Raw genomic sequence first — 18,735 nt, forward strand, 5'->3', positions numbered from 1 at the left:
ATTACTGCACTTGAATAGCCCTGAATGTTGATCCTATGAAAAGGTGTATTTATTGTTAACCCTGTTTAATTACTATCCGTTTACCTTAAATTTTCTTTATGTCTACACACATGATGTTATCCCCGTTTTCCCTGTTCATAAAGAAACAGGCTTGTTTGTTATTGTTTTTTTTATGCGGGACGGGTACCGTACAGGCGCAGCCCGTACCCTGTATACGTGCGACTACCCAAACGAATACGCTCGTCAATTGTGCCAGTGGCTGCGCGGTCAGAAATCCTGATCTGGCAGTCGATAATGATGTGACAACGTATGCTGAACTGGAAAATACCGGCCCTGGCGGACAAAGTCGGATTTTCCTGCAATTTCCATCTACCGGCCGTGTGGGAGATAGTATCCGGATAGTGTTTTCCGGATTAACCAGCACCGATGTCAGTAAACTTAAAAATGTCAGTATCGGTACTTATGAAGGGACTGTCGATAATAATGACCTGAGTTCCCTGAACACCATAGGTGCGGTATTTACAGGACCCGCGTCTTCACTGACAGTTACATTTCCTGCGAAAAAAGCATTTGACAAGGTATACGTTGTTTTGAGCGCCATTACCAGTAGTGGCGCTCCGGGTATACTCCGGGTAAACTATGCGCAGTACATGCGCCCGGCTCCTACGGTTGCCAATACCAGTGTATCTGTATGCAAGGGTGGTTCCGCCACCTTACAGGCCACCGCGCCTGCCAATGCGGTGTTCAAATGGTATACACAACCGGTTGGTGGAACGGCCATATTTACCGGTGCCAGCTTTACGACACCAGCCCTCGATAATACCACCGTGTATTATGCGGAAACCACGGGTATTACCAGTGGTTGTACCCAGCCTTCCCGAACAAAAGTGACCGTGAATGTACTGTCGGTGGTGAGTACTTTCAAAAAACTGTCGGGCAGTACTTTTGGCGGTAAACTATCTGATCGGATATATGATATGGTCTCGATTCTTAGACCTTTTGATGTGGAAAAAAAGCAATATGTATTGGTGGGTACCTCCAATAGCGGCGCAGTGGGTCAGGTGCCCGCCTGGCCTTACAGAAAACCGGAAATGCTGGTGATCCGGCTGGATTCGGGCTATCAGCAACAGGAAGAAAAAAGAATTGCTAATGCTAATGGTCTGGCGCTGACTGCCTCAGATTTTGGAGGGGAAGTTGTAATGGCGGTGGGTTATGGCCGGGGGCGCAAGGAGACGGAAGAGGGCATATATCGTAGGTATTCCCTTCGTGATTCCGAAGACAAGTTAACATTTTCCGGCATCCGGATTCAGGATGGAAATATGCGGGCCACTACCATTACCAATGGTGAAAATTTTCTGGATTTTCTGATAGGAGGGATTACTTTTAACGATATAGATGAGCCCCAACTGACGCAGTACAATAATGGGAAAGCAGATATATGGGTGGCAGAATTGGGGCGAACTCTCAATCCGAACTGGTATCATGTTTGGGGCGGTACTGAAACCGACATTTTAACCAGTGCGGCCGTAACTGCCGATGGTGGTTATATCCTGGCCGGCTATACGAATTCTGCAGACGGTGATGTGACGGATGGTAACAACGGAGCGGAAGATGTCTGGATCATTAAAGTAAATGCCGATGGCGTAATACAGTGGGATAAAACCTATGGTGGCAGCTTGAGTGATAAAGCAGCTAAAATTCTACAAACAGCCGATGGCGGCTATCTGATTGCCGGTACTACGGCTTCGTCCGACCAGGATGTCACCGGAGGGAATAAAGGTCTGGATGATTTCTGGGTGATCAAAACAGATAGCCTGGGTAAAAAACAATGGGATAAAACCTATGGTGGCAGCAGTTTTGATGTGCTGACGGCCTTGCTGCCATTGTCTGACGGCGGATATCTACTGGGAGGCTATACCCGTTCATCCAATGGAGATATCACTTCCGGCAATAAAGGAGAAGATGATTTTCTGCTGATGACCATTACGGAAGATGGGCAGAAAATGGGCGACCTGACATTGGGTGGCAGTAAAACCGACCGGTTGTATGCCTTACAACCCGCACTGCTGGCTAATGAGAATGAGCCGGCCAATAAATATGTAGCAGCAGGGTATACTTACTCTGCAGATGGAGATATAACAACGGGTAATAAAGGATTGGAAGATGCCTGGATCATAAAAGTACAAATCACCAATGGGTGCCCGCTTGCGACCCGCCAGGCTATGCAAAAAAACAATAAAAAAAACAGTGAGCCGGTAAAAAAACAACGCAGACATTAATGCTTTCTATTGTGTTCACCATGGATTACTCCCGCTTCATTTTTTTTGAAGCGGGAGTAACTGGTAGATAGGTCGCCCGATTTACCTCCACGTATACGCCGGCTATAAATTTGATCACAACAGTAATGATGCGCTCCATGAGCAGAAAATTAAACCTGACAGGAGGATAGGTAGTAACGGCAGAGGTGCCTGTAAAAGTAGTACGGCAGGGTAATACCGGTGGGTGTTTAACATAGATGATAGTTGTGGACTGCTATTTATTTTCCTGCTATTCGATGTAATTTACAAGCGGATTATAAACCATCAAACCCTGAACGATTATCTTCTTTATTGATAATTTTTGGTAAGCCTGTATACTATCATTATCCGACATTCACTGTTTGAAAACCAACAGCCTTTAATTTCCTTATTACTGCACTTGAATAGCCTTGAAGTTTGACCCCATGATAAGATATATTTATTGTTAACCCTGTTTGAACACTATCCGTTTACCTTAAATTTTCTTTATGCCTACACAGATGTTGTTTGCCCCATTTCGCCTGCTGAGGAAACAGCGGGTTTGTTTGTTATTGTTTTTTTTATGCCTGACAAGTATGATGCAGGCGCAGCCCGTGCCCTGTATACGTGCCACTACCCAAACGAATACGACCATTAATTGTGCCAGCGGCTGCGCGGTCAGAAATCCTGATCAGGCTGTCGATAATGATGTAACCACCTATGCGGAACTGGAAAATACCGGCCCTGGCGGACAAAGCCGGATTTTCCTGCAATTCCCGTCTACCGGCCGCGCGGGAGATAGTATCCGGATTGTATTTTCCGGACTAACCAGTACCGATGTCAGTAAATTTAGAAATGTAACCATCGGTACCTATGACGGAAATGTTGATAATAATGACCTGGATCCATTGAATGCCATTGATGCGGTATTTACAGGAACTGCGCCATCACTAACGGTTACGTTTCCTGCAGAAAAACCATTTAACAAGGTATATATTGTCCTGAGTATCATTACCAATGCCGGCGCCCCCAGTATCCTGCGGGTGAACTATGCGCAGTACATGCGACCGGCTCCTACGGTCGCCAACACCAGTGTATCTGTATGCAAGGGTGGTTCTGCCACCCTACAGGCCACCGCGCCTGCCAATGCGGTGTTCAAATGGTATACACAACCGGTTGGTGGCACGGCCATATTTACCGGCGCTAATTTTACGACACCAGCCCTGGATAATACCACTGTATATTATGCAGAAACGACTGGTATTACCAGTGGCTGTACCCAGCCTTCCCGGACAAAAGTAACCGTGAACGTACTACCGGTAGTGAGTACTTTCAAAAAACTATCCGGTAAAACCTTTGGTGGTAAATTTTCTGATCGGGTATATGATATGGTTACTATTCCCAATTCTATTCATGTACCGGAAAAGCGGCAATATGTATTGATAGGTACTTCCAATAGTGGCCCGGAGGGACCAGGTGCGGTTCCCGAAGGTTCTTATTGGAAGCCGGAAATGCTGTTGACCCGCCTGGATAGCGGCTATCACCAATTGTCGGAAAAAAGAAATGGTCCTGCCAACGGACAAGCAGTAGCCGCCACCAGTTTGGTGGTCGATAACTATATTTATGATGATGTGCTGGCAGCTGGTTATGGCGAGGATTTCAGAACCATACAGGAAGCTATATACACCCTTTATAGTGCTTATACGGGTAGAGAGGAAAGTGGCGAATTTACCGGCCGCCGTACGGATGATGGTAGTGCGCGGGCTACTGTTGCTATTAGCACCCAAAAAGATACCAGTTTCCTGGTAGGAGGATTCTCTTTTAATGATAACTATGCTCCTCTTGGTCAAGTTCAGTACAATAATGGGAAAGCAGATATATGGGTGAGAAAGTTGGGTATAAATATCCTTGCAACTTCAAAATGGGAGCGCATGTGGGGTGGTACGGAGAATGATATTTTAACCAGTGCAGCCACAACTGCGGATGGTGGTTATATCCTGGCCGGCTATACGAATTCTGCAGATGGAGATGTGACAGATGGTAATAACGGAGCAGAAGATGTCTGGATCATTAAATTAAATGCCGATGGCAGAAAACAGTGGGATAAAACCTATGGTGGCAGTTTAAGTGATAAAGCCGCGAAGATTATACAAACCGCAGATGGTGGTTATCTGATTGCCGGCACGACTGCCTCGTCAGATAAGGATGTTACCAGTGGTAATAAAGGCCTGGAAGATTTCTGGGTGATTAAAACAGATAGCCTGGGTAAAAAACAATGGGATAAAACCTATGGCGGCAGCGATTTTGATGTGCTGACGGCCTTGCTGCCACTGTCTGACGGCGGTTATATACTGGGAGGTTATACCCGTTCATCCAATGGGGACATCACTTCCGGCAATAAAGGAGAAGATGATTTTCTGCTGATTACCATTACGGCAGACGGACAAAAAATGGGTGACCTGACATTGGGCGGCAGTAAAACCGACCGGCTGTTTGCCCTGCAGCCCGCACTACTTGCCGATGAGCATGATCTTGCTAATAAATATGTAGCAGCAGGCTATACCTATTCTAAGGATGGAGATATAACAACGGGTAATAAGGGATTGGAAGATGCCTGGATTATAAAAATACAAATCACCAATGGTTGCCCGCTTGCTACCCGGCAGGCTCTTCAAAAAGCCAACAAAAAAACCGGACAGCCCATTAAAAAACAACGTAAACATTAACCCATCCTATATAGCCAATGATGTATTACTCCCGCTTCATTTTTTATGGAGCGGGAGTAACCGGCAAATAGGTGGCACCATGAAGACCAACAGTTGAATCATACCCATACATAACACAGGCAGGTTGGTACCTGTAATATTTTAGGTATTTCTTTTAACCGGCAGACAAACAGTGAAAACACTGATAGCTATAATTGTTGATGACGGTTGGGTAAACAGGATATCCGGAGAAATGTAGGATATGAATCCCGGTATGTCTGCTTACAAGGCACATTAGACGGTTTAGATGATCATCCTTTAAAACGTTTTTTATGTTTTCGCATTTTACACTTCCCCGCAGCAGGCCATACCTGTTGCATCCTTTTTTGTTACTACTAGGACTGTTGCTGATCAGCACCAGCACCTTGCGGGCACAAAATGTGCCCTGCGATGCGGCTACCTCGCAAACGAATGCTACCAGCGGACTTTGCGTGGGCTGTTATGTAGATAAGCCGGATCTGGCTGTAGATAACGACACCACCACGGCTTCTTCCCTGCATGTCATACTGGGGTTATTAGGCGGATATGCAGAACAAACCTTGCAGTTCCCGTTTACCGGTAATACCGGCGACAGTATCCGGTTATTGCTGTCTTTTCCGGTGAATTTACTGGACCTGGGCGTGTTGTCCAGTGTGCAGGTAGCCACGTATAATGGCACGATCTATAATGGCGACCGGAAGGCTATTAATGCGGTGGCGTTGCGCTTAATCAGTCCGGAACGGGCAGAAGTGACACTGCTGGCAACCAAGTCCTATAATAGAGTAGAAGTACGCCTGAACTCCGGCGTATTACAACTGCTGAATGCGGTCAACATCCATTATGCTTCCAGGTTACTAACCGCACCAAAAGTGGCAAAAGATACTGTGACTATTTGTGAAGGTAATACCGCAACGTTGCAGGCTACTGCACCTGCGGGTGTGACTTTTAACTGGTATACCCAGGCTACCGGTGGCACGGCCGTATCTGCCGGCGCTACGTTTATTACCCCGGTACTGTACACTACAACTACCTATTATGTTGCAGCAGTTAGTGCTTCCGGTTGCGCCAGTAAGTTACGTACCCCTGTTAAAGTAGTGGTGAATCCGGCGCCATCCACACCGATTGCGTTGGGAGACACCCTGTCTATTTGTACCGGTTCGCGCACCACGCTAAAGGCGATTGGCGATTCCGGCAATGTATTTAAGTGGTATCTGCAGGAAACCGGTGGTACGGCCATTTTCACCGGTGCTACCTTTGTAACGCCGGTATTAACGGCTACTACTGTTTATTACGTAGAAGCGGTAGATAACAAGGGATGCAGTAGTCAGCGTTCGTCCGTGACCGTTACCGTGAACCCATTACCGGCACAACCGGATGTTAAGCTCACCCCGGCCTGTAAAGGACAGAATGCTACCCTTGCTGTGGTAACACCTGTAGCCGGTACTGTTTACAGTTGGTATGCTACTGCTACCAGTGTTACGCCGCTGGCCATTGGTAATACGTTCTCTTTCAGGCAGGACAGTACCAGTATTACTTATTTTGTAAGTGCTACCCGTAATGGTTGTATCAGTGTGCGTAAAGCCATAACCGCTACTGCATTGCCGGCACCATTGCCGCCGACAGTGGCAAAAGATACCGTGGCCATTTGTAAAGGTGCAACGGCTACGTTGCAGGCTACCGGACCGGCCGGTGCTACTTTTAGCTGGTATACCCAGGCTACCGGTGGTACTTCCGTATTTACCGGTGCTACCTTTATTACTCCGGCACTCTCCGCTACAACTACTTATTATGTCGCAGCGACGGCTACTTCCGGTTGTGCCAGTACGGTACGTACCCCCGTTACCGTAGTGGTAAACCCATTGCCGGCTACACCTGTTGTACAGGGAGAAGTGCCTGCTGTTTGTACAGGTGGAAGCACCCGGGTCAGGGTCAGGATTATCGACTCAAGCTATGTATTTAACTGGTACCTGCAGCCAGCCGGTGGTACGGCTATCTTTACCGGTGCGACCTTTAATACGCCGGCATTAACGGATACTACTACCTATTATGTAGAAGCAGTGAATAGTCAGGGATGTAGTAGTGCCCGTTTATCCATTACCGTTATTGTAAATCCGCTGCCACCCCAACCGGATGTTACCCTCACCCCGGCCTGTATAGGACAAAATGCTACGCTTTCTGTAGTAGCTCCTGTAGCCGGTACGAGTTACAGCTGGACTAAGAGCAATGGTGTAGTACTAACCTTTGGTAATTCCTATACTTTCAGGCAGGATAGTGCCAGTGTCACTTATTTTGTAAGCGCCTCCCGTAATGGGTGTAGCAGCGCCCGTAAGGCCGTAACGGCTACCGCGCTGCCAACGCCGGCACCACCAACAGTAGCAAAAGATACCGTGTTCTCACACGCGGGTGATAGTGTCAGACTTAGCGCTACCAGCAGCAATCCGATTTCCTGGTATAATGCCGCTACCGGCGGTACACGCCTGTTCCAGGGTAGTGTTTATGTAGTAGCACCTACTGCCACTACTACCTATTATGTACAGGCAGATGGCACCAGCGGTTGCAGCAGTGCCAGAAAACCGGTAACGGTAAAGGTATTGCCTAATGGCGCCGGCCCATCGGGAGCCATTGCTATCTACAAGTTCTCCAATAACCTGAATGATGCCTCCGGCAATAACTATAACGGCACCGCCACTACGGGGTCTGTCGGATATCAGCAGGATGTGGTGGCCAATCAGGCGGGCCTTTTTAATAATACGTTTGTTACCATTAAATCCGGCGCAACATCATCGTCTATTTTACCTAAGAAGACATTAACAGCTGCTTACTGGGTCAATATTGCCAGCAGCAGTAGTGTGGAAACTGTTGTCGTAAATGGATCGTTGCAAGATAATCAAACTGAAGGTGGCTGGGGAGTCGGATATCAAAATAGTTCCATGTTTTTTTTCCTGCAGGGGGCTAATAATACTGCAGGATTTTATTTAAGAGGAGACCAGAATATACAAAATAATACCTGGTATCACGTAGTGGCAACCTATGACGGTACTACCATGAGCCTTTATCTCAATGGAGCGCTTTATGCCAGTACCACCACAGTAAGTGGTGATATCGTATACCAGGGACTGAATTCAGACGTTTTTGGTATAGGTGCGTTTCAGGACGAGAATGAATTTTATCCCGTTAATGGCCGCATAGATGAAGTATACGTGTATGGCAGGACATTATCTGCTACAGAAGTAAAAACATTCTACGATTCCTATCAGTTTGGTTTGGTAGAACCTTTCAATAGACCGGCCAGCGGTGCCAAAACACCGGTTGCAACCAGTCAGGCTACCAGTAACACGGCTAAGGTGAGTAACACTTTAAAGGTGTTCCCGAATCCATCCGGCGGTGAAATTAAACTGGAAGGACTGACCGACTTTGCAGGTAGCTTCATTACCGTGACGGATCTGCAGGGTAGAAGGGTACAGCAGGATGTACTGAAAGGAAATACCTATCTGTTAAAACAACCGGCAGGTATTTATGTGATCACAGTAACAACCGCACAGAAAAAAGTAATGCAGACGAAAGTGGTCATTCAATAGTATATACTTTCTCCGTAAAAGATTACTTCTTTTGAAAGTATTATTTTAAAAGGGCTTATCATCCACGGATGATAAGCCCTTTTAAATGAAGTAACAGGAGGCACCTTAAAAATTAATCACGTTGGAGCTGGTATTCCAGTCCTGGTTGATCCTGACCTGATAAGCCGGGCCGCCGGGGTTGCCAGGCACACCATACAGATAACCTTTGATAATGGTTTTTTTATTGGTGTTGCACTTCACGTTGTTGATTACTTTTACCTGATCGGCGCCGGTATTTTTATCTCTGTAATGAATGGTTACATTGAATGCCGAGTCGGAACCTAAAATGTAATCCCTGAAAGTGTTTTGATTGATCCTGGTACCTCTCCAATCCCAGGTATACTCCGGTGGCCTTACCGTATTATTATAAATGTTATAAAATAAGGTGATCGGATTTACCTGTGTCCAGATATAACCATTGTTATCCGTAGCTGGCAAAGCATCCAGGATGTTTACTTCCAGCCGGCCAACAATACGATCCAGGGTAACCGGCTGCGTAGCGATATTACCGGCTGCACTTACCGTTACCTGTAATTTTTTATAGAACAAATCACCCATCGGCAGTACCCCTACACCGGTCAGCTCAGGTCCGAAATAGTGCGCATTGATGTTGTTGTTGAAGGTAAGTGCTTCTGTATAGATGGGTTTTTCTGAAGCGATAAAAACAATGGTGTAGGTACCCGGCGCCAGAGAATCTGCAATGGTACCAAATGTAGCCCGCTGGTTAACGGTATCCTGGTGCCGGTAGCTGACTTTTACACCGTTATCGTTATAGGCCAGGTAATAGATGTCAGATAGTCTGACTGCCGGCGCCGTGTCCTGGCTGGCGGTAGCCTGAATAGCCCGGCCATGGGCGGAACCCAGGTTTTCTTCTTCCCTGATAAAGTCTGCTATACTGAATTGAACGGGGCGTTTTTCTTTCGGTACAGTAGTGGTGGAGGTGCTATCTTCTTTCTTGCAGGAAAACAATAAGGATGCCAGTACAGGGATGAGTAGTAATTTTTTCATGGATAAATGAATGAGTGAAATAATTTGTTTGAGCAAGAGTAAAATACTTTTGCTACATTTTTAAATATCGTGTGACAGATAATGTCGGCGTTTAACTGGAAAAGGGCTGTCTGTATAATTGTTGGCAGGAAGCAGAAAAAAATAACATGAATAGATAGCAGATAGTAAAAGTTGTCATGTCGGTGAGCAGCAGTGGATATATCAGGGGGATACTTTTTTTTAATCATCTTTATAAGTGGTATAAATGGTGTGGCAGCGGGGAGTTGTAATATTGTATAGCTAACGTATTCCATCACTCCCCAACTCCTTGTCCTATGAACGATTATTTTACACATGGCCGCTTTATACATTATCTTATTTGTTTAGTGTCTGTTTGTTTACTCTTGCCGGCTGTTTCCCATGCACAGACGTATGCCAATAATCAAACCACGGGTGTAACAGGTCTTTGTCTGTTATGCGGTGTGATCAATCCGGGTAATGCGGTAGATAACACTAACCTGAATGATTATTCGGAATTCAATATTACAGTTGGATTATTAGGCGTTACGGTTTACCAGACGCTCATTTTTCCGGCAACAGGTACTACTGCCTGTGATTCCCTGGTGATAGGTATCGGCAGTTCCAATGCATTGCTGTCTGCCAATTTATTGGGAGGCGTATCTGTACAAACATTTAACGGCACGATACCGAATAATGATTCTGTAACCGTCAGCGCTCCGGTGTTACGATTACTACAATCAAACACAAGGGGTGAGATCGTATTGAAACCCAACCGGCCCTATGACCGGGTACGGCTCACACTCAACAGCAGTTTATTGGGGCTGCTGAATAATTTCAGGATTTATTATGCCTACAGGCGTGCAGGTAAGCCTGCCGCCCCGGTGTTTACCGTACCACAAGGGATCGCCTGCGGCAAACAAAAACTGGTGATCACTAATCATACAAAAGGCATCGACTATAATGTACGGATACGATATACCAGTTTCACCTTACCTCAACCTATTGATACTGCTTTTGTCGTGAAAAATAATGATACCATTGTTACACCTGATCCGATCAGTTATATTTATCTGCAGGCAGATGTATATGTGCAGGCCGTCAATCCTTTTACCGGCTGTAAGTCAGATACTGCGCGCAAAAGCTATGTACAGGGAGGCTATGCAGAATTACCGGTGGCAGATGCAGACAGCGTCACGATCTGTAAAAAAGATACGGCACGATTGCATGCCTATACACCCAGCTCCACGATACCGGTCATTCGCTGGTATAATGCACCTGCCGGTGGTATCCTGTTGCATACCGGTAGTTATTATGCCGTATCACCGGATACGAATACCACTTATTATGTTACAGCTGCGTTGGATTGTGAACATCAGCAAAGAAGACCTGTAAAAGTGATCGTAAGGAAACTACCCGATCCGGTGTACACAGTGCCGGGTGGTTTTGTATGTGGCAGCTCCCGGTTGCCGGTTTTAAATCACCAGCCAGGTTATAACTACCGGGTGCGGATTATTTATACCCTTTTCAGCAATCCGCTGGCAGATACGGCTTATGTGGTCTATAACAGGGATACTATTTTTGTACCTGCCCTGAACCCTGTCAATGGGGCCAATGCAGCGGTATATGTACAGGCCGTTGATCCGCTTTCCGGTTGCCGGTCTGATAGTGTACGTATGGTATTTACCTTAGGCGGAACGCCGGGATTACCGCTGGTAGATAAAGATAGCATCGCTGTTTGCCGCGGTAGTAACGCAACGTTGCATGGTTATTATACCAGCAGCAGTTTGTTGCAGGTACGCTGGTATGATGCGCCTGTGGGAGGTCAGCTGCTGTATACCGGTAATTATTTTACCGTGAATCCGGTTGCTTCCACTGTGTATTATGTGAGTGGCATGGGTACCTGTGAAAGCCAGGCCCGCAAACCGGTAAAAGTAACTGTGTTATCCTGTTCCGTTGCTGCAAACAGTAGTGGATATAACAAGGGTAAAGAAGATGGCACTTCCCTTACGGCATCGCCGAATCCCACCAGTGGAGAGGTTAAATTTGCCGCTGCTGCTGATCTGACAGGTGGTGTGATCGTGGTGTATGACCAAAGGGGGAAGGAAGTGTTTTATGGAGTGTTACAGCAAGCGGTCTTCCGTTTTCCATCCTCCATTATTCCGGGTATATATATGATCCGGATTACTACACCATCCCGTAAACAGTATACAACCCGGATATTACTGATCAGATAATGGATGTTTGTTTATTACATTGAAATCGGCTGTTGATATCAACAGCTGATTTCAATGTAATAAATATGCGCAGGGTATAATGATGATAAAGCCGGTTTATCATCTTCCGGAATCCTATATAGCATACTCTTGCTGTAGTACTGTAGAACAGTACCTGTACAGGGAATAAAGAGTGGCCTGGTTAAATCATGCACATAGCAGTGCTAACGGTTAATTTTAACAGATGTAGCGTAGGCTTTATCCCAATGCTCCATTATCTCCCGGCTGGATTAGCATTGTTATCATCCCTTAAAATAACCCAATACAATGACGCAATTTTACTTCATCAACAAGATGACAGGATTGATCCTGCTCTTACTTTGCCTGTCGTCCGGCAAGCTGCAGGCGCAGCTATACGCCAATAGCCAAACAAATGGCAGTACCGGACTATGTGTACTTTGCGGTGTCAGTAATCCGGAAAATCCGGTGAACAATGCCAGTCTGGATGATTATTCCACATTTAATATCACAGCAGGATTACTGGGCGTGACGCTTTATCAGACCCTGATATTTCCGGCACAAAGTACCCCTGGCTGTGATTCACTCATCATTGGTATTGGCAGTGGCGCCGCGTTACTGTCGGTAAATCTCCTGGGTGGGGTTACAGTACAAACCTTTAATGGCGCCACAGCGAATAATGATTTACAGACGATCAGTGTAGCGGCACTGCGATTGCTGCAAACAAATAACCGGGGTGAAATTACCTTAAAACCATCCCAGACCTTCGACCGGGTAAAGGTAACCCTGAACAGTACTTTAGTAGGATTATTAAATTCCCTGCAGTTGTATTATGCGTATCGTAAGCCGGCAGTCCCCACGCCGGTAGGAACAGACAGTGTGGCCATCTGTGCCGGCAATACAACTACCGTTTCGGTGACCACCGCACCGGGAACTACCGTCAGCTGGTACAATGCAGCCGCGGGAGGTACGTTGCTGGCCACCGGCAACAGCTATAATGTAAGTCCGCTGGTGACGACCACTTATTATGCAGAAGCCACGCAGGGTGGTTGTAAAAGCCTGCGGAAAGCAGTGAAGGTAATCATCCGGCCTAAACCGGCGAATCCGGTGTATACGGTACCACAGGGAGCCGGATGTGGTCCGGTATCCATCGTGGTCACGAATTACAAGGTTGGTATCAACTACCGGGTGCGGGTAAAATACGGCCAAACATTCAGTACCCTGCTGGATACTGCCTATACGGTTACCAACAGCGCCACCATTCCGTTGCCTGATTTTATCAATAACATCACCTATCAGGCAGATACCTATATACAGGCGGTGGATGCGCTCACAGGCTGTAAATCGGATACGGTACACCAGGCATTTATCCGGGGCGGGTCCGCAGAGTTACCTACGGTGGATGCCGACAGCGTAACCATTTGCAAAGGCAAGAGCGCGACGTTACATGCCTATACGCCTACTTCTGCGTTCTGGCCGATCCGTTGGTATGATGCACCTGTTGGCGGCCGGTTACTCTATACCGGAAATTATTATACCGTTAGTCCCAACCAAACAACTATCTACTATGTAACGGCTATTTCTGCCTGCGAATATCCGCGGCGTAAAGCTGTGAAGGTAGTGGTTACCCGGCTGCCGGATCCTGTTTATACGGTGCCGCAGGGATTCGTTTGCGGTAACCGTGGCAGCTTGTCGTTGCCGGTAACCAATCACAGGGCCGGACTGATTTATAAGGTAAGAAATGTATATACCGCCAATACTGCCGTATTGCTGGATACATCCTATACGGTTACCAGCAATACGATTGTTACACCGGTATTTCTGTATACCATTCCGGTGCAGTCAGATATTTATGTGCAGGCGGCAGATGTTCTCACGGGTTGTATATCAGATAGTGTACACCAGCAGTTTGTACTGGATGCCTGGGGTGCCTATCCGGATGTGAGCGCGGATAGTGTGACCATCTGCAGTGGCAACAGCGTTACGTTGCATGCCAATGTACCCGCGGCGCCACTGCTGAATATCCGTTGGTACAATGCACCGGTAGGAGGTACGTTGTTATATACCGGGAAAGACTATACGGTAACACCGGCGGTAACCACTACCTATTATGTCACGTCTGCTTTCTCCTGCGAATACCCATTCAGGCGGCCGGTAAAGGTGATCGTGAACCCTTGTCCGTTAAGTACCGCTTCGCCGGTAAAAGCAGCTGATCAACTCACCTTGTACCCCAATCCATCGGTGGGCACCATCTGGTTTGCCGGTGATAAGCAGGAGCTGACCGGCAGCCGGTTTATTATCAGTAACCTGTATGGACGGGAAGTGCAACGGGGCGTCTTAAATCAGCATCGGTTGGTGCTGGCGGCAGATTTGCCTGCCGGTATTTATTTTATCCGGATTATGACGGATAAACAGGAACGCTATCACGGTAAAATAGTACTGCAACGATAAAATATATAAATGTCTTTCAACAGAAAAAGCTGACCCGTCCGGTTGGCTTTTTTTGTTGAAAGACAGATGGCAGAAAGAAGCGGCAGGTTGTTTTACTAAGTGGGTAAATAGCCGGAAAAGGATGGTAAGGAGGCAATAAGGTGTGGTAAACAGCCATTCCGGTGATGTCAGCAGGCAACCAAGGGGCGGCAACTGACAACGTTGCGGTGTACATACACAGTCAGGCGTTGTCAGGAGGCAGTCAGGCGTGGTAAGCAGACAGTCTGGCACAGTCAGCAGGCAATCAGGCCAGGTAAGCGGGCAGAAATGGATCGTCAGCAGGGGATATGCGGTATATAGCGGGCAATATAGGCAGGTGATAAAGGAAGCAGATAACACCCCGGACGGGTAGTATCCTGGTCATAGGGGTAACCAGGATACAAGTAAATGATAGCTGTGGGGGAGCCGTGTATGCTCCGCGCATCGGGACTATCTTAATTTGGCTGCATAGTTTTTACCAACATGTTTGTTGATATAGCTGTTCAGCCCGCGACCGGACAAGGCCAGCGTTTTCATTTGTTCTACCGCGCCGCTGCCCGGTTGATCGTAATCATACAGGTAGGCTGCATCACCGTTAAATTCTACCGTAATGGAATCCGGACCAATGAGAAAAGAAGTGACGGCGGATGCGCCATCCAGGTTTTGATAAATTTGCATGTGTTGTTTGTTGATGGGTGTGTGAATAAATAGCAACCGGTACATAAGCTGATGCTGGTACTGTAGGTATGCTATGATGATTGTCAGGCAAATAAAGCACGAAAGAAAAATGCGGTTGTCGGGGAGGTATTTAATGTATGTTGCTTAACCAACCCATAACAAATAGCAGCTACTTTAGGTAGGGATAAATAGCTATATGCTGGTGTTGATTGGTTGGTGGCCGTTTGATACCCGCTGAAGTTTGTACTGCTTTTGTATAGCGATTATAGATAGCCGTATCGGCAGTATGGGAAAAAAAGCAGCCATTAGCAGGGGTTATTTTTCCGTATAGGAACGTCATTTATTTTTTTGGGAGATACTATTTTTTTCCGTAACTGCATCCCCGTGAGCCGGGCAGGAGAGGGCCGTTGATCCGGTTGATTAGTCATCCTGTTTATATGGATACCTACTTGTTATCATCGGTTAACCTTGCCCGTTATGAGGCAATAAATACCATATCCATTACCGTTAGGAAGGTAACAGGCATCAGACAAAAGTGTAAATCTATCTAGTTAAATGATTGATTTGCAGTTGTTTAGTAAATTAATGCGGTGAATTGTCAGTGTGTTGGCACAGACTTTGCAAAGAGGCTGCTGTTCTAACTAAACCGTTATGTTACTCACACGCTATGGACGTTATAGCAAAAAAAAAACTGAGTATTATAATTTAACCCAATTATTTTTTTTATGAGCATGTTTACGAAAATTGGGAAGTCTTTAATGTTGGCTTCTTCTGCTTTGGCATTAACAGGTACTGCATTTGCGCAGGATAGTACACACAAAAAAGTTGATCGTGTTACCCCTTTTAATGGTGTGAAAGATTATCGCACATGGTCTGTAGGCGTATGGGGTGGCGGTTCCGCTGCTTTTGGTCCTGTCGGAGGCCCTTATTATTTCAACAATTTTGATTTTAATAATGCAGGGTTAGTGTACGGTGGTTATATTAAAAAGCAAATTTTCCACAATTTTGGTCTGCAGGCAGACTTCATGAGAGGTCAGGTAAAAGGATCCACCAAAGCTTCTCAAACATTGGCAGGTGGTATCACCTCCTTTAAAACAGATATCGACTGGTCTGCATCCGTAAGCGGTGTATTCAGCCTGGGAAGTATCAACTGGTTGAACAAACAAAGCTATATCATTCCTTACGTATCTGCCGGTGCCGGTGCGATTGGTTTCAAACCAAGCATACAGGCAGGCGATGGTAGCGCAACACCCGTACTGAATTCCGATGGCAGCAATACCCACAGAGAATTATTTATTCCGGTTGGTGTAGGTGCTAAATTCAACGTAGCGCGTGGTGTAAACATTGATCTGGCATACACGGCCAACTTCGTTAACAGTAAAGTGTTTGACGGTGTAAACAGTGGCAACAAAGACAAATTCTCCACCGCACGTTTAGGGGTTGAATTTGCGCTGGGTAACAAGAAAAAACCACAGCTGGCAGTTGTAAATCCTGCTGCACAGGCAACCATGGATTTAATGGATAAAAATGCCGCGCTGAAAAATTCCCTGACAGAAAGCGATGCACGTAATCAGGCTGCTATTTCTCAGTTGCAAGGTGAAATTGCCGCTATGAAACAGGATACCGATGGTGATGGCGTTCCGGATTTCCTGGATAAATGCCCGAACACACCAGCAGGTACAAAAGTAGATGGTTCCGGTTGTCCGCTGCCAACGCCTGTACAGGTAGTGAAAGAAAAAATCATTGTAACAGATGCCGATAAGAAAGTTGTAAAAGACGCGATCGACAACCTGGAATTTGATTTGGGTAAAGCTACCATCAGACCAACCTCTTTCTCCAGCCTGGATAAAGTAGCTGCTTTACTGGTAGAGAAAAACTTCAGTCTGAAATTAGCCGGTCATACCGACAACACTGGTTCTGCCGCTACCAACATGCGTTTGTCTAAAGGACGTGCAGAAGCCATTAAATCTTACCTGGTATCCAAAGGTGCCAATCCTTCCCGGATTGAAGCTACCGGATACGGATCTAATCAGCCAATTGCTTCCAACAAAACAGCAGCTGGCCGTCAACAGAACAGACGTGTAGAATTTACGCTGTATTAATCTGTGGCAAAGGTCCACTTTTAATATACCGTTATGGTAATATTGAAACTGCTCTGTTTTACAGGGCAGTTTCTTTTTTTAGTATAGATAGGAAAGATAAGACCTGCGCCCTGCGCAGGTTTTTTTATGAGAGACAGGATCATGTGTTACGAAAGGAATGCCTATGATGTGATATCGTTGGCTTTTGCGTAGCTTCGTGAAGAATATATTTTATCATACTCCCTCAAACTTATTATCTATGATAAAAGGCCTCTATGAAACCCATCTCTATGTAGAAGATTTGCAAAGATCCATAAATTTCTACCGGCATGTACTTGGATTACAGCTATGTCGTTTTGAAGCAGGCAGACGGGCGGCTTTCCTGTGGATAGGTCAGCCGCAGGCTGCCATGCTGGGGCTTTGGGAAAAACCTGCAGCGGAAATCGATAGCCGGCATTTTGCCTTTACCTGTGATCCCGAATTTATATTAACGGAAGCGATTGATTTCCTGACGAAGCATGGCGTACAACCTTATAACTTCCTGAAAGATGGCTCTATGCAACCTATGGTTTTTACCTGGATGCCGGCAGTGGCTATTTATTTCAATGATCCGGATGGACATCAGCTGGAATTCATTGCGATATTGGAAGGGGAGGCACATCCTGCTGGTGAGGTAGTATCCTACGAAGCATGGTTGCAACTGAATCAAAGTGGGGACAGGTAAAGAAAGTGCCGTGTCATTTTTTCCATAGGTGCGGATAAAAATACCCAATGATACCCGTGTTCACATAAAAAATATTTTGCTGCGCAGATGAAAAAAATCATGTGTGAAAAGTTGGATCTTGTTTAAGACAATAGCTGTAACCCGTTGTCAATACCCCTTTCATTCCCCGTTACGCTTGAAAAATACCGCTTCATTAGCCGGCAACTCTTTTTTAAATTGTTCCACATCCCATGTCATTCCATAGGCAGAAAGATATTCCCGAAGCGGAGGTAATCCTGCTGCAAGCCGCCGTGCATCCGCATGATCCGGATCTTCCATCGGGGCCAGCTGGTATTGATTCGTACGCATATTCCAGATCACCTGGCTACCATACCGTTGTCGTTTACCATGATATAAAGCCACCCGGTCTTCCAGCAAAGCCAGCTGTGATGCACTGGCATGCCCTTTGTCAACGGCGTCGCGCAACATAGGGAGGTACTTATCCTGTATGGGTAACCGGGCGTGCTGTATGACCATAAATAAAGTACGGTTGCCTTGCTGCCCGATAACAGCGGGTCCTAACCATCCATACTTATCCAGTATATTCGTTACCGTTAGTTGATTTATTGCATCTGCTGCAGCCATTTGTTGCAGCAACTTTTTCATCTCCGGTGCATCACTGCCATACTTTTGTTGTATAGCTTCCAGGTTGCTCCGGTATTGCTGATCGGCCTTGTCTGCCGTCAGCAACAGCCCGATGAGGGAATCTTTTTCGGCAGATGAAAGGCCCGGAGATTGTGCGGATATATACTGGTATACCAGCAACAAACCGGCAAAAAAGAAGCACTTGATGAACTGCTGCATAGATTGATTATAGGAGATAGAGCGGCCATAAATTTGCGATATTCCAGGCGTATAAACAACCCTG

10 protein-coding genes are annotated in these 18,735 nt (G+C 46.3%); 7 read left to right on the top strand and 3 right to left on the bottom strand.

Annotated elements, in window-relative coordinates; translation table 11 throughout:
• The first annotated feature begins 98 nt into the window (after window positions 1-98).
• The 3 genes from OL444_RS15375 to OL444_RS15385 all read left to right on the top strand — a co-directional run bounded on the left by OL444_RS15375 (window position 99) and on the right by OL444_RS15385 (window position 8,598).
• Window positions 99-2,279, top strand: a complete 2,181-nt coding sequence (locus tag OL444_RS15375; protein WP_264731953.1) for an immunoglobulin domain-containing protein — start codon at window positions 99-101, stop codon at window positions 2,277-2,279.
• Between the two features lie 506 nt (window positions 2,280-2,785).
• Window positions 2,786-5,002, top strand: coding sequence for an immunoglobulin domain-containing protein (locus tag OL444_RS15380; protein ID WP_264731951.1), 2,217 nt, complete (start codon window positions 2,786-2,788; stop codon window positions 5,000-5,002).
• A 311-nt stretch (window positions 5,003-5,313) separates the two neighbouring features.
• A complete protein-coding gene (locus OL444_RS15385) occupies window positions 5,314-8,598 on the top strand; it encodes an Ig-like domain-containing protein (protein ID WP_264731949.1) in 3,285 nt (1,094 codons plus the stop codon).
• A 105-nt stretch (window positions 8,599-8,703) separates the two neighbouring features.
• Here OL444_RS15385 and OL444_RS15390 read toward each other — a convergent pair whose 3' ends face one another.
• Entirely contained in the window at window positions 8,704-9,645 is a 942-nt protein-coding gene (locus OL444_RS15390; protein ID WP_264731947.1) for a FimB/Mfa2 family fimbrial subunit, read from the bottom strand.
• 314 nt (window positions 9,646-9,959) lie between these two features.
• Between OL444_RS15390 and OL444_RS15395 the strand changes: the two genes are divergently transcribed.
• Window positions 9,960-11,879, top strand: coding sequence for an Ig-like domain-containing protein (locus OL444_RS15395; protein WP_264731945.1), 1,920 nt, complete (start codon window positions 9,960-9,962; stop codon window positions 11,877-11,879).
• Between the two features lie 306 nt (window positions 11,880-12,185).
• On the top strand, window positions 12,186-14,327 hold the full coding sequence (locus OL444_RS15400) for an Ig-like domain-containing protein (RefSeq protein WP_264731943.1): 2,142 nt from the start codon (window positions 12,186-12,188) through the stop codon (window positions 14,325-14,327).
• Window positions 14,328-14,795: 468 nt separating this feature from the next.
• Here the strand turns inward: OL444_RS15400 and OL444_RS15405 are convergent, their stop codons facing one another.
• The gene (locus OL444_RS15405; protein WP_264731941.1) at window positions 14,796-15,023 is read right to left on the bottom strand and encodes a hypothetical protein; all 228 of its coding nucleotides are present in this window, start codon (window positions 15,021-15,023) and stop codon (window positions 14,796-14,798) included.
• 731 nt (window positions 15,024-15,754) lie between these two features.
• Between OL444_RS15405 and OL444_RS15410 the strand changes: the two genes are divergently transcribed.
• A complete protein-coding gene (locus OL444_RS15410; RefSeq protein ID WP_264731939.1) occupies window positions 15,755-17,125 on the top strand; it encodes an OmpA family protein in 1,371 nt (456 codons plus the stop codon).
• A 238-nt stretch (window positions 17,126-17,363) separates the two neighbouring features.
• On the top strand, window positions 17,364-17,828 hold the full coding sequence (locus OL444_RS15415) for a VOC family protein (protein WP_264731938.1): 465 nt from the start codon (window positions 17,364-17,366) through the stop codon (window positions 17,826-17,828).
• Window positions 17,829-17,987: 159 nt separating this feature from the next.
• Here OL444_RS15415 and OL444_RS15420 read toward each other — a convergent pair whose 3' ends face one another.
• The gene (locus tag OL444_RS15420; protein ID WP_264731936.1) at window positions 17,988-18,671 is read right to left on the bottom strand and encodes a DUF6624 domain-containing protein; all 684 of its coding nucleotides are present in this window, start codon (window positions 18,669-18,671) and stop codon (window positions 17,988-17,990) included.
• Window positions 18,672-18,735: the final 64 nt, after the last annotated feature.

The sequence above is a fragment of the Chitinophaga nivalis genome (assembly GCF_025989125.1).
Classification (GTDB): domain Bacteria; phylum Bacteroidota; class Bacteroidia; order Chitinophagales; family Chitinophagaceae; genus Chitinophaga; species Chitinophaga nivalis.

Coding starts and splice junctions, on each gene's coding strand:
- OL444_RS15395 (WP_264731945.1), top strand. CDS start 9,960: ATGAACGATTATTTTACACATGGCCGCTTTATACATTATCTTATTTGT.
- OL444_RS15400 (WP_264731943.1), top strand. CDS start 12,186: ATGACGCAATTTTACTTCATCAACAAGATGACAGGATTGATCCTGCTC.
- OL444_RS15420 (WP_264731936.1), bottom strand. CDS start 18,671: ATGCAGCAGTTCATCAAGTGCTTCTTTTTTGCCGGTTTGTTGCTGGTA.
- OL444_RS15410 (WP_264731939.1), top strand. CDS start 15,755: ATGTTTACGAAAATTGGGAAGTCTTTAATGTTGGCTTCTTCTGCTTTG.
- OL444_RS15405 (WP_264731941.1), bottom strand. CDS start 15,023: ATGCAAATTTATCAAAACCTGGATGGCGCATCCGCCGTCACTTCTTTT.
- OL444_RS15380 (WP_264731951.1), top strand. CDS start 2,786: ATGCCTACACAGATGTTGTTTGCCCCATTTCGCCTGCTGAGGAAACAG.
- OL444_RS15385 (WP_264731949.1), top strand. CDS start 5,314: ATGTTTTCGCATTTTACACTTCCCCGCAGCAGGCCATACCTGTTGCAT.
- OL444_RS15390 (WP_264731947.1), bottom strand. CDS start 9,645: ATGAAAAAATTACTACTCATCCCTGTACTGGCATCCTTATTGTTTTCC.
- OL444_RS15415 (WP_264731938.1), top strand. CDS start 17,364: ATGATAAAAGGCCTCTATGAAACCCATCTCTATGTAGAAGATTTGCAA.
- OL444_RS15375 (WP_264731953.1), top strand. CDS start 99: ATGTCTACACACATGATGTTATCCCCGTTTTCCCTGTTCATAAAGAAA.